This window comes from Actinoplanes sichuanensis, assembly GCF_033097365.1.
In the GTDB taxonomy this organism is placed as follows: domain Bacteria; phylum Actinomycetota; class Actinomycetes; order Mycobacteriales; family Micromonosporaceae; genus Actinoplanes; species Actinoplanes sichuanensis.
Genome location: NZ_AP028461.1, coordinates 666529 through 681170, shown reverse-complemented (window position 1 = coordinate 681170; position 14642 = coordinate 666529). Strand labels below are relative to the sequence as shown.

The window sequence follows — 14642 nt, the reverse complement described above, 5'->3', positions numbered from 1 at the left end:
GATCAGCGCAGCACGGCCAGGGCGGCGTCGCCCGTCGCAGCGTCACGGCTGTAGAGCGACGCCCCCGGGCCGGGCGTGGTCCGCCCGTCCAGTCCGCGATAGTCGCCACCGGCCTCGGTGACGATCAGCGAGGTGGCCGCGAAGTCCCAGATCTTGCCACTGGTCTGCACCGCGACGTCCAGGTCTCCGCGGGCCACGAGCAGGCCGGGATGCAGCGACCAGGGCCGCTCGTCGGCGGCGTCGATGAGGGCGGCGACGTCGGCCCGGTCCCAGTCGGGAACCACACCGAGACGGCTCGTCGCCAGGTCGGCGGGGCCACCACCGGCGACGGTGATCTTCTGCTCGCCGACGATCCGGCCGTCGGCCACCTCGGCCTGCCGGGCGCCCTCGCCACGGACCGCCCAGAAGATCTGCCCCTGGGCGGGCAGCGCCGCGACACCGACGGTGATCTCACCGCGCTCCTCGAGGGCGATCAGCACCAGCCAGCGGTCGTCACCCTCGACGAACAGGTGGGTGCCGTCGATCGGGTCGATGATCCACCGGCGGCCCTCGGCACCGAGGGTCTCACCGTGCTCCTCACCGAGGATGGTGTCGCCGGGGCGGGCACCGGTCAGCACCTCGCGGATCCGGTCCTCGACGGCCCGGTCGGCCGCGGTCACCACGCTGCCGTCCTGTTTCAGCTCGCGGGGCAGGCCGGCCAGGGCCGCGAAGTGCCGCAGTCCCTCGGCGGCGCCGGCGAGCGCGGCGGCATGGGCGATTTCCAGGTCATCAACGTAGTCGGCCACGAACTCCATCCTGCCCGGGAGGCCGCTCGGGGGTGGTCGGCTGAGCCGACGAGTTCATGAGAAAATCACCGCACCCATCGAGGAGTTCGAGTGACCGAGTGCACCGCCCCGGCGGCCGAGGAATCCCTACTCACCGAGTTGCGGCGGGACGGCCCGCCGTCGTTCGGCGCGATGTTCCTGGCGCGCGCCGGCCGTACCCCTGATGAAGTGGCCTATCGCCGACCACCGGACGCCGGCGACGGACCGTGGGTCCCGCAGACCTGGGCCGAGACCGCGCAAGCGGTCCGGGAGATCGCCGCCGGCCTGATCGCGATGGGCCTGCGACCGCAGGAGCGGGTCGCGATCGTCTCCGCCACCCGCGTCGAGTGGATCGAGGCGGATTTCGCGGTGATGTGTGCGGGCGGCGCGACCACCACCGTCTACCCGTCGTCGTCGGCCGACGAGATGGCGCACATCCTCACCGACTCGGGCAGCCGGTTCGCGTTCGTCGAGGACGAGTCGCGCCGGGCCCGGGTGGTGCCGCACGTCGAGCAGGTGATCCTGATCAGCGAGCTGGCCGAGTTGCGCGCCCGCGGCCGGGACGCGCTCGGCGTCGACGCGCAGCTGGTCGACCGGACGACCGCCGCGGTCCGGCCCGAGGATCTGGCGACGCTGATCTACACCTCCGGTACCACGGGTAAGCCGAAGGGTGTCCGGATCGCCCACGACGCGTGGGTCTATCAGGGTCTCGCGATCCAGGCGATGGGCATCGTGCGACCGGACGACGTCGGCTACCTGTGGCTGCCGCTGTCGCACGCGTTCGGCAAGGCCCTGCTGGCCTGCCAGCTGTCGGTCGGGTTCGAGTTCGCGGTCGACGGTGACGTGAGCCGGATCGTGCAGCGGCTCGCCGAGGTCCGGCCGACCATCATGCCGGCCGTGCCGAGGATCTTCGAGAAGGTGTATGCCGCGGTCAACGCCACGGTCGGCGGCGGGCTCAAGGGCCGGCTGTTCGCGTGGGCGATCAAGGCCGGGCACCGTGACCGGCTGGCCGACCGGCTGGTGCTGGCGAAGGTGCGGGCCCGGTTCGGCGGCCGGATGCGCTACTTCATCTCCGGCGCGTCCGCCCTGTCCCCCGACATCGCGGCCTGGTTCGGCGGGCTCGGGCTGCCGGTCGCCGAGGGTTACGGTCTGACCGAGTCGTGCGCCACGACGATCTTCAACCGGCCGGACGATCCGGAGTACGGCACGGTCGGCCGCCCCCTGCCCGGCACCCGGGTGCGGATCGCCGAGGACGGCGAGATCCTGCTGTCCGGGCCCGGCATCATGAGCGGTTACCACCACCGCGACTCCGGCGACGTCCTGGTCGACGGCTGGCTGCACACCGGCGACATCGGCGAGATCACCGAGCGCGGCTCGCTGCGGATCACCGACCGCAAGAAGGACCTGATCAAAACCTCCAACGGGAAGTACGTGGCACCGCAGGCGATCGAGGCCCGATTCAAAGCGTTGTGCCCGCTCGCCGGTCACATCGTGGTGCACGGCGACAACCGCAAGTACATCACCGCCCTGATCGACCTGGATCCCGACGAGGCGGCGAAACGGCCTGGTTCGGACGACTACGCCGCGTTCGTGGCCTCGTCCGACGTGCGGGCCGAGATCTCCCGTGCCGTCGACGAGCTGAACAGCGGCCTCAACTCCTGGGAGACGATCAAGAAGTTCGTGATCCTCGACCACCACCTCGATGTGGAGAGCGGCATCCTCACCCCGTCCATGAAGATCCGCCGCCGGGCCGCCGAGGAGCGCTACCGGTCGCAATTGGACGGTCTCTACCAGTAGGGTTCGATCATGCATCGCAGCCGCCTCTTCGGGATCTTCATCGACACGCCCTCCGCCGAGACGCCCGCCGCCGCATCGTTCTGGGCCGGCGCGTTCGGGGCCACCGCCACCCCGGTGCCGGGTGAGGAGGAGTTCATCGCCCTGGTCGGAGCGCTGCCGGGCCTGGCCGTCGATGTGCAGTCGGTCGACGACGCGCCCCGCTACCACGTCGACATGGAGACCGATGACGTGCCGGCCGAGACGGCGCGGCTGCTGGCGCTCGGCGCGACCATGGTGGCCGACCACGGCGGTCACAAGACGTTGCGGGCGCCCGGTGGCCACCTGCTCTGCGTCGTGCCGGTGCAGAGCGACCAGCACCTGTTCGAAACCACCGCGCGGACCTGGCCGTCGATCGATTAGGCTCACCGCCGCATATCGATCATGGGGGAAGTCTTGAAGTCGTACCACCCTGTCCTGGCCGCCGTCACCGTGCTGCTCGTCGGCGGTTGCACCACCCCGTCCACTCCGGCGCCGGTCGCCGCGCCGATCGCGTCGCCGTCGGCCACCGTCTCGGTCTCGCCCAGCCCGACCGGGCCGGACGCCCGGGAGCTGCTGATGGCCGCCCTGCAGAAGTCGAAGAACACCAGCTACCGCTTCTCCACCAGCGGTGACGTGCCCGACTCGAAGAAGGTCACCGGCTCCGGCGTCTACGACCCGAAGGCCAAGCGGATCTCGGTGAAGTACAAGGTGACCGGCGACGGCGCGACCCAGCGGATCGTGGTCGGCACCGACCTCTACTCCCGCTCCAAGGACGGCGAGACCTGGGTCCACCTCAACCTCAAGAAGATCAAAAAGGATTCACTGTACGCGTACGACATGACCGATCCGACCGGGCTGTCCCGGTTCGTCGATGCGGTCGACACGGTCACGAGCAGCGCACCGAACCTGTACAGCGGCACCCTGGACTTCGAGGGTGACCGGTTCAACGAGGGCTTCCTACCGATCGGCACCCCGGCGATCTCGGTGCTGTTCGGCGGTAACGCGACCTTCACCGCCACCACCAACCCGGGCGGCTGGGTCACGTCGATCAAGGTGTCGTTGAAGGACAGCAAGGGCGCGCTGAACATGACGACCACCCTGAGCGGCCACGGCAAGGCGTCCGGCATCAAGAAGCCGTCGAACTACGGCGAGGCGATGGACTTCTACTACAACTGACGACCCGCCGGTGGGCGCGCGCCGGTCAGGGGTCGTCGAAGAGGTCGGCGGCGCGGGTGGCGTGCAGCAGCCAGCGCAGGTGCGGCTGCGGATCGTGCAGGTGGCAGGTGGCCTGGCGGGACTCCGCCACCCGCCGGGCCGCCACCAGCATCCGCAACCCGGCCGCATCGCAGAAGTCCACCCCGGCCACGTTGATGTGGATCTGCCGGACCGGATCGCTCAGCCCGATCAGATCGTGCACCCGGGTCAGGTCGTACAGCTGGCTCTGCAACGCGTCCACCGACATCGCGTCGAGGCTGCCGTGCAGGGTGATCAGCAGCCGGTCGCCGTCGCGTGCCCCGTCGATCCGGGTCGCACTCACCAGGGTGCCTCCTCCGGCCGGGAACGGACGATGGCCCACACCAACTTGCCGCCGCGGGCCGGGAGCGCACCCCACGACGAGGCCGCGGCACTGACGATCCGCAGACCGAGGCCACGATCGGACAGCGACGGCCCGAGCGGTCCGGGAACCGGATCACGCACCCGGGGCAGCACCGTGTCACCGTCGTAGACGGCCAGATGCAGAGCGGCCCCGGATCCGGTGCCGCGCAGCGACACGATCACCTCGATATCGGTACCCGCATGCTCGGCGGCATTCACCACCAGCTCGGAAATGACCAGCCTTGCCCGTTCACACAGATGGCCGAGACCCCAGCCGGTGCAGGCCTCGGTCACCAGGGAACGGGCCTGCAACGCCGCTCCCGGGTCGGGCGGCAGTGCCAGGTGCACCCGGTCGGGCAGCGGATGCCCACCCGCCAGCGCGGCCCGGGCCTGCGGAACCGTCGCATACAGCACCAGCCAGTCACGAGCCCCGAGACGTCGCAGCCGGCGGGCCAACGGGGTGTTCGCCGCAACGCAGACCGCAATGGCGGTCGGTGGTTCCATGGCGGCACCCTGTGCGCAGGCGGTCAGCCACAGTGGGGCGCTCACCGCGTGCGGGTCGCGCAGATGCTGGAGGTCGACGATCACTCCGGTGGGGTGTTCGGCCAGGCATTTGTCGAGGACCACGCGGGCCTGCGCGGAGAGCCGCCGATCCCAGCCGCCCCACACCGTGAGCTCGATGACCGCGGTGTCCGCGTCGATGACCGCCAGCACCGAGTCCGCCACCGCGTCACCGGACCACCCGATCAGATGCGGTGAGCCCGCGCTCATCTTCCCCTACTCCCGGACCTCCGGTGTCTCGCGGGTGCGCCGCGACAACAGTTGAACCCGGTCAATGCCGCCGCCGCAATTCTTGAATCATGCGAATGACAGCGTCAACGGAGATTCACCATCCGCGACGATCGCTCTTGAACCGGACGGCGGTGGCCGCTGCTCACCCCACAGGACAGGCAGCAGCCACGTGGCCCGGGTCACAACGCGCTCTGCAGCGCCAGCACCCCCCGGTTGACCGCGGTGATCGCCTTACGCGCCGTCTCCTTGACGCTCGGCGACGCCGCCGACGCCTCCTTCACCTGACCGAGCAGGTCGAGCACCTGCCGGGCCCAGCGGACGAAGTCACCGGCCGGCATGTCGGCGTCGTGATGCCCACTGGCCAGCACCCGGGCCAGCGGCTCACCCCGGGCCCAGCGGAACATCGGCCACACGAACCCGGGGTCGGGCTCACGGGTGAGCGACAGCCCGTGCTCGCTCTCATCGGCGGCGATCTCGCCCCACAGCTTGGCGCAGGCGTCGACGGCCGCGCTGATCGGACCCTTCGGCACCGACGCCCGGTCGTCGCCCTCCCGGCGGGACTCGTAGAGCACCATCGACACGGCCGCGGCCAACTCGTCGGGGGCCAGACCGTCCCACACCCCCTGGCGCAGGCACTCGGCGACCAGCAGATCGGCCTCCGACCAGATGCGCCCGAGCATCCGACCGGCCTCGGTCACCTCACCGTCGGCGGACAGGTAGCCGCGCGTGGCCAGCACCGCGCACACCTGATCGAAGGTGCGGGCCAACGACCCGGTCCGCCCGGACACCTTGTCGCGCAGCGCGTCGGTGTCACGCTGCAGCCGGTGCCGGCGCTCGGCCCAGCGTGCGTGATCCTCCCGCTCCGAGCAGGCGTGGCACGGATGCTGCCGCAACCGCACCTTGAGCAGGGCGACCTCGGCGTCCTCACCGGGGTTGGCCCGGCTCCGGCCGTTACGCCGGCGGTCCGGATGCCGGTCCAGCCCGGTCGCGCTGATCTGGGCGGCCAGATCACGGCGGGCACCCGGGGCGCGGTGGTTGAAGTTGCGCGGCACCCGCACCCGGGCCAGCACCTCCACCTCGCCACCGAAGTCGCCGGGGCTGACCCGGCCGGCCCACCGGTCCTGGGTGAGCACCAGCGGCCGCGGCTCGCCGAACCCGACGGCGGCCGGCTCCAGCACCACGGCGAGCCCCGCCCGGCGGCCCTGCGGCACCCGGATCACGTCGCCGATCCGCAGTTTCTCCAGCGACGAGACGGCGGCCGAACGGCGCTGCTGGACACCCTGACGAGACAGCGCCTTCTCCCGGTCGGCGATGGCCACCCGGAGCCCGAAATACTCCTCGAAGTCGCCGTGATGGCAGGCGGCGTCATCCCCATACGCCTGCATGGTCTCGACGTTGCGCTGCACCTGCCGGGCCAGGCCGACCACCGAACGGTCCGCCTGGAACTGGGCGAACGAGGACTCCAGCAGCTCTCTCGACTTGTCCGCACCGACCGTGCCGACCAGGTTGACCGCCATGTTGTACGACGGCCGGAACGACGACCGCAACGGATACGTACGGGTCGAGGCGAGCCCGGCCACATGCCGCGGGTCGACGTCGGGGCTCCACAGCACCACGGCGTGGCCCTCGACGTCGATGCCACGCCGGCCGGCCCGGCCGGTCAGCTGGGTGTACTCCCCGGGGGTCAGGTCGACGTGGGCCTCACCGTTGAACTTGACCAGCCGCTCCAGCACCACGCAGCGGGCCGGCATGTTGATGCCCAGCGCCAACGTCTCGGTGGCGAAGACCGCCTTGACCAGCCCTTTGACGAAGCACTCCTCAACCGCCTCCTTGAAGACCGGCAGCATGCCCGCGTGGTGGGCGGCGACGCCCCGCTCCAGCCCGTCGAGCCACTCCCAGTAGCCCAGCACCGACAGGTCGTCGGCCGGCAGGTGCGCCACCTTGGCCGACACGATCCGCCGGATCTCGGCCCGCTCGTCGGGGTCGGTGAGCCGTAGGCCCGCGTTGAGGCACTGCTGGACGGCCGCGTCGCAGCCGGCCCGGCTGAAGATGAACAGGATCGCCGGGAGCAGCCCGGCCCGCTCCAACCGGTCGACCACCTCGGCGCGGGGCGGCGGCTGCCAGCGCTTGCCCCGACCACCGCGCCAGCCGGACGCGGCCCGGTCGGTGAACTCCATCCGCCGGTCCATCTCACGCGTGTAGCGCAGCAGCTCGGGGTGGACGTCGTGTTTCCGCGCCGCGTCGGCGTCGTGGAACAGGTCGAACATCCGGCGCCCGACCAGCATGTGCTGCCAGAGCGGGACCGGCCGGTGCTCGCTGACCACCACCTCGGTCTGGCCGCGGACGGTGACCAGCCAGTCGGCGAACTCCTCGTAGTTGCTCACCGTCGCCGACAGCGAGACGAGCGTGACCGAGGCCGGCAGGTGGATGATCACCTCTTCCCAGACCGCGCCCCGGAACCGGTCGGCGAGGTAGTGCACCTCGTCCATCACCACGTAGGCCAGATTGCGCAGCTGGTCGGAGCCGGAGTAGAGCATGTTGCGCAGCACCTCGGTGGTCATCACCACCACCGGGGCATCGCCGTTGATCACATTGTCGCCGGTGAGCAGACCCACCTTGTCGGCGCCGTAGCGCGACACCAGGTCATGGTATTTCTGATTGGACAGCGCCTTGATCGGCGTGGTGTAGAAGCACTTGCGCTCCCCCGAGCGCAGCGCCAGGTGCACCGCGAACTCGCCGACCACGGTCTTGCCCGCACCCGTCGGAGCGCAGACCAGCACACCGCTGCCCCGCTCCAGGACCTCGCACGCCTCACGCTGGAAGTCGTCGAGGTCGAACCCCACGTCGAGCATGAAATCTTCGAGCGCCGGATAGGTGGCGACCCGCGCCGCCCGCCGCTTGGATGCCGAATATTTCTCGGCGGGACTCGTCATGAGCACAAGGCTAGTTCCTGGGTATGACAAAACGCAGCACGGTTATGGGGCCGTCAGGGGCGGCGACACGGGTCGGTAAGGTGCACCACGTGCCGCATGCCTCGAATCCCCCAGCCAATCCGGTGCGGCCCGTCGAGGCTGTGCTGTTCGACTTCCACGGCACTCTGGCTCAGGTGGAGGACTCGCTGAGCTGGGTTCTCGCCGCGGCGGCCGCGTGCGGCGCACAGCTGGACCGGGGTAAGGCGACCATCCTGGCCGACCGTCTGACCACCGCGGGGCGGGCCGGCGGGCCGTTGCCGCACCGGGTTCCACCGCATCTGGCGGAGCACTGGGCCGATCGTGATCTCTTCGCGCACAACCACCGGGCCGCCTACACCGGACTGGCCGCGACCGTGCCGACCGACGTGGAGGGTCTGGCCGACGCGCTGTATGAGAGGTTGCTCGTCCCGGACGGCTGGGTGCCGTACCCGGATGTCGAACCGACCCTGCGCAAACTGCACGAGGCCGGGATCAGGGTGGCGGTGGTCAGCAACATCGCGTTCGACGTCCGGCCGCTGTTCGCCGCGTGGGGGCTGGACGGACTGGTCGACGCGTTCGCGCTGAGCTACGAGGTCGGGCGGATCAAGCCGGACCCGGCGATCTTCTGGCGGGCCTGCGGCATGCTCGGCGTGGAGGCGGAGCAGACCCTGATGGTCGGCGACACACCGGCTGACGCGGGAGCGGTCAAGGCGGGCTGTGCCGCCTACATCGTGCCGGCCGCCGACGCCGGCAAGCCGAACGGCCTCTCCGCGGTGCTGTCCCTGGCCCTGCCGAATCAGGCACCTCAGGCGTAACGGTCCAGGACGGTCCCGCGGCGGCCCTTCCGGGCGGCGGTCTCGGCGATCGCCGCGGGCGAGTCGCCCTGCGTGTTGACGGCGGCCTCGGCCATCGCCTTGAAGGCGTCCTTGGTGCTGCCCAGCAGCGAGGAGGCGTTACCGAAGAGCGAGGTGGCGCGGGTGCCGATCGTGTTCGTCATGCCCTACCGTTCGGCCCGTCCCGGAGAATCTGACAGCCGAGTCAGCACAGCAACCGGACCGCACCCGGCACACAGCTCACCTCGAGCGGCAGCGGGCCGAGCCGCTCACCGTCCGCGTACGAGATGATCCCCTCAGCCTCGATGCGAACCTCGCGCGCCCGCACCACGGTGACCCGCGGATCACGCACGTGGGTACCGTGGCGCAGCCGCGGCTTGAGCCGCATCAGGTCGAGCCGCCCCAGCGGAGCGGCGAACAGCACGTCGAGCAGCCCGTCGGTCGGATCCGCGTCGGGCAGCATTCGCATCCCACCGCCATAACTCGCACAGTTACCCACCGCGACGATCTCGGCCGGAAAGGTGCGCTGCTCGCCGTCCAGCGTCAGCGTGTAGGTCCGGGCCCGCACCTTGGCCAACTCCAAAAGGATCGCCAGGTCATAGCGGTGTGCGCCACGCGGCCGACGCATCCGGTTGGCCCGCTCGTTGACGAGCGCGTCGAACCCGGCGGCCAGGACCGCACAGAACCAGCGTTGCTCACCGTGAGCGTCAAGGGTCCGGGCGAGATCAAACCGATGGTCCCGGCCATCCCGCAACGCGGCGGCGATCCCTTCCGCGGCCGTCAACCCCTCCTGCGGTACGCCCACCGCGCTCGCGAAGTCGTTGCCGGTCCCGGCGGGCACCACCCCGAATCCGACCTCCCGCCCGGCGACCGACTGCAGGGCCCGGTGCACCGTGCCGTCCCCACCGACCGCGACGACGGCCGCCGCACCGTCCGCGACGGCGACATGGCAGGCTTCCTCGGCCTCGATTCCGCTGCCCGCGGTGAGGATCCGGACCGGCCGCCCGGCCGTCCCGAGCACTTCGACGACCCCGGGAAGCAGACCGCGGTGCCGGCCCTTCCCCGCCGAGGGGTTGGCCAGCACCGCGATGAATTCGTTCACGATCCCGAATTAGATCAGGTCATGTCGTCGAATCTGCGCTCGATCGACTGCGGTTTCTCCACCGGGGTGGGCGCGTCGATCGCGGTCGGTGCTTCGATCGGATCGGAGGCGCCGACCGGCACCCGCTCCTCCGGGAGCTCCGAGATCTCGTCGTCGTCGAGCCCGGCGTAGATCTCCTTGCCGCGGCCCTTGCGCTTGTCGTTGAGGAAGGCCACCCCGACGGCGATGAAGTACAGCAGGGTGAGGCAGGCGGCCAGCAGGGTCATGCCGAACGGCCCGGGGTCGGGCGTGGCTACCGCGGCGAACGCGAACGACAGGAAGACCACGGTCCGCCACCAGCTGAGCAGCCGCGACGCGGTGACCACGCCGGTGAAGTTAAGCATCAGCAGGACCAGCGGAAACTCGAACGCCGCCCCGAAGATCATGATCATGCTGGTGACGAAGCCGGTATACGCCGTGATCTCCAGCTGCGTCGTCTGACCGAGGACACCGGCGGTCATGATGAATTCGAGGCTGTGTTTCACCACGAAGTAGGCCAGCGTCGCGCCGCCCATGAACAGGGGCGCGGCGATCGCGACGAACACATACGCCCATTTGCGCTCGTGCCGATGCAGGCCGGGCGCGATGAACGCCCACAGTTGGTAGAGCCAAACCGGGGCGCCGACGATCAGGCCAAGCCAGAGCGCGATCTTCAGCTTCAGGATCAGCTGATCGGCCACACCCAGGATCAGCCAGTCACACTTGCCCTGGCCGACCTTCCCCAGCGTCCACGACGTGTCGAGACCACAGTAGGGCGCGGCGAGCAGGTCGAAGACCCGCTCGGAGAGGAGGAAACCGACGATCAGGCCGGCGACGATGCCGAGCGACGCGAAGAACAGCCGGTTACGCAGCTCCCGGACGTGCTCGATGAGCGTCATAGAGCCGTCGGAAGCCTGCTGGAACTTGGTGGGTCCCTTTTTCTTACGCAGGCTCAGTGCCATCGGCCCGGGTCAGCGGTCGTTGGTGCGGTGCTGCACCGGGTCCACGAACGGCTGCTGAGTCTGCGGCTGGGGCTGCTGGTAGCCCGGCTGCGGCTGCTGGTAACCCTGCGGCGGCTGCTGCTGGTAGCCCGGCTGCGGCTGGTAGGGCTGCTGGACCTCGCCCTGCAGCGGCGTGCGGCTGTGCTGGGGCTCCGCCTTCTCGGCGACGTTGTTGTCGTCGTCGACCAGGCCCTTGGTCTCCGCCTTGATGATCCGCAGCGAACGGCCGAGGGAGCGCGCCGCGTCCGGCAGCCGCTTCGCGCCGAAGAGCAGGATCAGCACAACAACGAGGACGATGATGTGCCATGGCTTGAGGACGCTCATGGGGTGACTCCAGACGGTCGGATCAGGTAGCGGGGTCCATCGTACGTGTGGATCCTGACGATTTTGCCGTGCGGATCCCTCAGGTTTCTTATGATCTTGGTAAGCCCAGGACAACAGGGCGGTAACTGCCCGTCACCGGCCGCGGCCCGCCTTGATCTCCTCGATCTTGTCCTGCGCCTGCTCGGCACGCTCCTGCAGAGCCTGGATCGTCACCTGCAGCCGCTCGGCGCTCTGCTGGAGCACCAGCGCCTCGTCACGACGCTTCTCCAGCTTGCCCGCGGCCCGGCGCAACGCCGGCAGCCGCCCGATCACCCGGGACGCGGCGAAGATCAGCACGAACAGCGCGATCACCACCACGGCGATCCAGACCCACATCAGCACGCGGCCCACCCTATCGGCCCGCGACCGGGTCCGCTCCCAGCCCGGTCGGCGCGGCGTACTGGTCGAGAGCCGTCGCGGCCTGCGCCCGGATCCGGTCGAGCAGCTCGGGCGGGCCGATCACGGTGACGTCGCGGCCCTGGCCGGTGAGGAAGCGCTGCGCCCAGCCGAGGTCGGTGACCCGCATCGTGACCAGCCACTCGGTGCTGTCCTTGACCACCTCCTCGACCGGGTAGTACTCGGTGATCCACCGGCCGCCGCGGCCCACCCGCAGGGTGACCAGCGGCAGCTCCGGGCCGGGTCGGAAGACGCCGCCGGTCACGTCGTGCGGGATCGCCTCGACCGGCGGCGCGGACGGCTCGTCCAGCTCGGTGAACCCGTCGATCCGGTCGATCCGGAACATCCGGGTCGCCTCGGCCCGACGACACCAGGCCTCCAGGTAGTTGAAGCCGCCGACCATCAGCATCCGCATCGGGTCGATGACCCGGTCGGTGGTCTCGTCGCGGGCCGCGGTGTAGTAGGTGAGCCGCAGCGCGTGACCGGAGTCGACCGCGGCGCGGACCGCGGCGAGCTTCTTCTGGTTCGCCGGGAGCCGGACCGCGACCGGGGCGTCGGCCAGGTCACCGGCCGCACTCTCGATCTTGGCGAGGGCCCGCTCGATGGCGTCACGGGTGCCGATCCCGGGTGTCTCGGCGAGCATCCGCAGCGCCACCACCAGGGCGAGCGCCTCGTCCGGGTTGAGGCGCAGCGGCTTGTCCATGCCGGCGTCGTGGCTGATCGTCACGTGGTCGCCGTCGATGGCCATGTCGATCAGGTCGCCGGGGCCGTAACCGGGCAGCCCGCACACCCAGAGCAGCTCCAGATCCTCCCGCAACTGCTTGTCGGTGACGCCCAGGTCGGCGGCCGCCTCGGAGATCAGGATGCCAGGCCGGGCCAGCAGGTAGGGCACCAGGTTCAGCAGTCGCCCGAGCCGGTCACCGGAGGGCGTGCGCACCGCGCTCATGCCGTCACCGCCGGGATCTCGTGTCTGGTGATGAGTTCCTTGAGGTGTTGAACGACGGCGTCGCGCAGCTCGGGCGGGCCGTCGGCGCGGGCGTCCGGCCCATATCCGGCGATCCGCGAGGCCAGCCAGTCGACGTCGCCGTAGACGATGGTCAGCCGGTCGCCGTCCGGGCCGGGAGTGACGTCGGCGGCCAGCCGGCGCAACCCGGCGGCCCGGCCGTGGCGGACCGTGACGGTGGCCCGGCCGTTGCGGGCGATCGGGCCCGAGGAGCGGGCCACGTGGCTGATCAGGTCGGCACCGGCGGGCGGTTCGAAAGCGTCGCCCCGGCCGGTGGCGCGGACGTCACCGACGATCCGGGACAGCCGGAAGCAGCGGGTGGCGTCGCGGTCACGGTCGTGACCCACCACATACCACCGGCCGCGCCAGCAGACCACACCCCACGGTTCTAGGCGGCGGGTGCTCGGCTCGTCGACCTCGGGCACCCGGTACTTGAAGGTGACCGCGCGGCGCTCCCGGGCGGCCGAGGTGAGCGGCCCGAATGCCGGGTCGACGGTGACCACCGGCTCCACCCCGAGGGTGGCCTGCGGGTCCACCTCGACCCCGGCGGCGCGGAGTTTGGCCAGGCCGGACGAGGCGGCGGCGGCCAGCCCGGCGTGCTGCCACAATCGGGCGGCGATGCCGACGGCGGCGGCCTCGTCCGGTTCGAGAAGGATGTCGGGCAGCGCGTACTCCCGCTGCGCGATCCGGTAGCCGGGCTCCTGGTCGAAGATGCTGGCCGTCCCGGTCTCCAGCGGCACGCCCAGATCACGCAGCTCGGCCTTGTCCCGCTCGAACTTGCGCTGGAACGCCTCGTGATCGCGTGGGTCCGACGGGTCGTGCTCGTAACCGGGCACGGTCGCGGCGATCTGCGCGGCGGTGAGGAACCGTCGCGTGGACAGGAGGCAGATGACCAGGTTTACCAGGCGCTCGGTACGAGTGCGCGACACGGCCGCAACGCTAGCAGGCGCCCCGGGCCGACGGTTATCCGTCACGGTGCCGGGGGAGACCACCCTCGTGAGCACCCCTGAGACTCCTGAGTCCGAGAGCGTCGGCACCGTACTGGTCGCCGGTGCCGCCAATCTCGCGATCGCGGTGGCGAAGCTGGTCGCCGGCCTGATCTCCGGTTCGGCGGCGATGCTGTCCGAGGCCGCGCACTCGCTGGCCGACACCGTGACCGAGGTGTTCCTCTACGTGGCTCTGCGGCGGGGCGCCAAACCGGCCGACGAACAACACCCGTTCGGGTACGGCAAGGAGAGCTGGGTCTGGGCGTTCATCGCCGCGATCTTCATGTTCGTCGCCGGGGCCGGGTTCTCCATCTACCACGGTGTGATGACGATCCTCGAGGGCGAGCACACCGGGAACTACCTGGCGTCGTACCTCGTGCTGGCGGTCGCGTTCGTGGCCGAGAGTGTCTCGTTCGCCAAGGCGCTGAAACAGGTGCGCGGGGCGGCCCGCCGGTGGGACACCACGCTCGGCGGCTATCTGCGGCACACCTCGGACACCACCGTGAAGGCGGTGTTCTTCGAGGATCTCGCGGCGCTGACCGGTCTGCTGCTGGCCGCCGCGGGGCTCGGTCTGGCCCAGGTGACCGGCTCGGAGATGTGGGACGGCGTCGCGTCGATCCTGATCGGCCTGCTCCTGCTGGTGGTGGCCGTGGTGCTGGGGCACAGCAACGCGTCGTTGCTGGTCGGGCAGGCGGTGCCGCAGCGGATGTACGACCGGATCGCCGCCGACCTGGCCGGCATCGAGGTGGTGACGTCGGTGCCGACGCTGCTCACCATGCGGCTCGGGCCGGGCGGCATCCTGGTCGCGGCGAAGGTCGACTTCGCCGACGACGTGCCGGCCGTCGTGATCGAGACGGCGTGCGACGAGGCGGAACGACGGCTGCGGGAGACGTTCCCGGAGATTCGCTACGTCTTCCTGGACCCGACCCGGGCAACAGCGGACCCGACGGGGGTACGGTCGGCGAGCGGCGGATAGGGTCGCG

At 70.4% G+C, this 14642-nt stretch carries 16 protein-coding genes; 5 read left to right on the top strand and 11 right to left on the bottom strand.

The features are described 5' to 3' along the window. Window positions 1–2 precede the first annotated feature (2 nt). Window positions 3–785, bottom strand: a complete 783-nt coding sequence (locus tag Q0Z83_RS02900) for an inositol monophosphatase family protein (RefSeq protein ID WP_317792202.1) — start codon at window positions 783–785, stop codon at window positions 3–5. Window positions 786–875: 90 nt separating this feature from the next. Here Q0Z83_RS02900 and Q0Z83_RS02895 point away from each other — a divergent pair, with 90 nt between their 5' ends. Genes Q0Z83_RS02895 through Q0Z83_RS02885 form a run of 3 tightly spaced genes read left to right on the top strand, consistent with a single transcriptional unit; the run spans window position 876 to window position 3794 of the window. After that, window positions 876–2600 carry an AMP-dependent synthetase/ligase gene (locus Q0Z83_RS02895; RefSeq protein ID WP_317792201.1) on the top strand — a complete coding sequence of 575 codons (1725 nt, stop codon included), beginning with the start codon at window positions 876–878 and terminating at the stop codon, window positions 2598–2600. A 9-nt stretch (window positions 2601–2609) separates the two neighbouring features. Continuing rightward, window positions 2610–2999, top strand: coding sequence for a VOC family protein (locus Q0Z83_RS02890; protein WP_317792200.1), 390 nt, complete (start codon window positions 2610–2612; stop codon window positions 2997–2999). A 21-nt stretch (window positions 3000–3020) separates the two neighbouring features. Continuing rightward, window positions 3021–3794 (top strand): hypothetical protein, encoded by a 774-nt coding sequence (locus Q0Z83_RS02885; protein ID WP_317792199.1) that lies wholly within the window; start codon window positions 3021–3023, stop codon window positions 3792–3794. Window positions 3795–3819: 25 nt separating this feature from the next. Here Q0Z83_RS02885 and Q0Z83_RS02880 read toward each other — a convergent pair whose 3' ends face one another. The 3 genes from Q0Z83_RS02880 to Q0Z83_RS02870 form a co-directional block, all read right to left on the bottom strand. Beyond that, the gene (locus Q0Z83_RS02880) at window positions 3820–4155 is read right to left on the bottom strand and encodes an STAS domain-containing protein (protein WP_317792198.1); all 336 of its coding nucleotides are present in this window, start codon (window positions 4153–4155) and stop codon (window positions 3820–3822) included. Then, entirely contained in the window at window positions 4152–4985 is an 834-nt protein-coding gene (locus tag Q0Z83_RS02875) for an ATP-binding protein (RefSeq protein ID WP_317792197.1), read from the bottom strand. Before Q0Z83_RS02875 ends, Q0Z83_RS02880 begins: the two co-directional genes overlap by 4 nt. A 200-nt stretch (window positions 4986–5185) precedes the next feature. Continuing rightward, the gene (locus tag Q0Z83_RS02870) at window positions 5186–7939 is read right to left on the bottom strand and encodes a DEAD/DEAH box helicase (RefSeq protein ID WP_317792196.1); all 2754 of its coding nucleotides are present in this window, start codon (window positions 7937–7939) and stop codon (window positions 5186–5188) included. A 44-nt stretch (window positions 7940–7983) separates the two neighbouring features. Between Q0Z83_RS02870 and Q0Z83_RS02865 the strand changes: the two genes are divergently transcribed. Then, entirely contained in the window at window positions 7984–8772 is a 789-nt protein-coding gene (locus Q0Z83_RS02865; protein WP_317792195.1) for an HAD family hydrolase, read from the top strand. Here the strand turns inward: Q0Z83_RS02865 and Q0Z83_RS02860 are convergent. The 7 genes from Q0Z83_RS02860 to Q0Z83_RS02830 all read right to left on the bottom strand — a co-directional run bounded on the left by Q0Z83_RS02860 (window position 8763) and on the right by Q0Z83_RS02830 (window position 13602). Then, window positions 8763–8954, bottom strand: a complete 192-nt coding sequence (locus Q0Z83_RS02860) for a hypothetical protein (RefSeq protein WP_317792194.1) — start codon at window positions 8952–8954, stop codon at window positions 8763–8765. The two genes, Q0Z83_RS02865 and Q0Z83_RS02860, sit on opposite strands and share 10 nt — an antisense overlap. 41 nt (window positions 8955–8995) lie before the next feature. Further along, the gene (locus Q0Z83_RS02855; RefSeq protein ID WP_378078965.1) at window positions 8996–9892 is read right to left on the bottom strand and encodes a YegS/Rv2252/BmrU family lipid kinase; all 897 of its coding nucleotides are present in this window, start codon (window positions 9890–9892) and stop codon (window positions 8996–8998) included. A gap of 14 nt (window positions 9893–9906) precedes the next feature. Beyond that, window positions 9907–10872, bottom strand: a complete 966-nt coding sequence (gene tatC / locus Q0Z83_RS02850) for a twin-arginine translocase subunit TatC (protein ID WP_317792193.1) — start codon at window positions 10870–10872, stop codon at window positions 9907–9909. Between the two features lie 9 nt (window positions 10873–10881). Next, a complete protein-coding gene (gene tatA, locus Q0Z83_RS02845) occupies window positions 10882–11235 on the bottom strand; it encodes a Sec-independent protein translocase subunit TatA (protein ID WP_317792192.1) in 354 nt (117 codons plus the stop codon). Window positions 11236–11367: 132 nt separating this feature from the next. Further along, window positions 11368–11610, bottom strand: a complete 243-nt coding sequence (locus Q0Z83_RS02840) for a hypothetical protein (RefSeq protein WP_317797015.1) — start codon at window positions 11608–11610, stop codon at window positions 11368–11370. Window positions 11611–11626: 16 nt separating this feature from the next. Then, entirely contained in the window at window positions 11627–12616 is a 990-nt protein-coding gene (locus Q0Z83_RS02835; RefSeq protein ID WP_317792191.1) for a helix-turn-helix transcriptional regulator, read from the bottom strand. Continuing rightward, window positions 12613–13602, bottom strand: a complete 990-nt coding sequence (locus Q0Z83_RS02830; protein WP_317792190.1) for a helix-turn-helix transcriptional regulator — start codon at window positions 13600–13602, stop codon at window positions 12613–12615. The genes Q0Z83_RS02835 and Q0Z83_RS02830 overlap by 4 nt, the downstream gene beginning before the upstream one ends. Before the next feature lie 67 nt (window positions 13603–13669). On the opposite strand from Q0Z83_RS02830, the gene Q0Z83_RS02825 reads away from it, so the two are divergent. Next, the gene (locus Q0Z83_RS02825) at window positions 13670–14635 is read left to right on the top strand and encodes a cation diffusion facilitator family transporter (RefSeq protein ID WP_317792189.1); all 966 of its coding nucleotides are present in this window, start codon (window positions 13670–13672) and stop codon (window positions 14633–14635) included. Window positions 14636–14642: the final 7 nt, after the last annotated feature.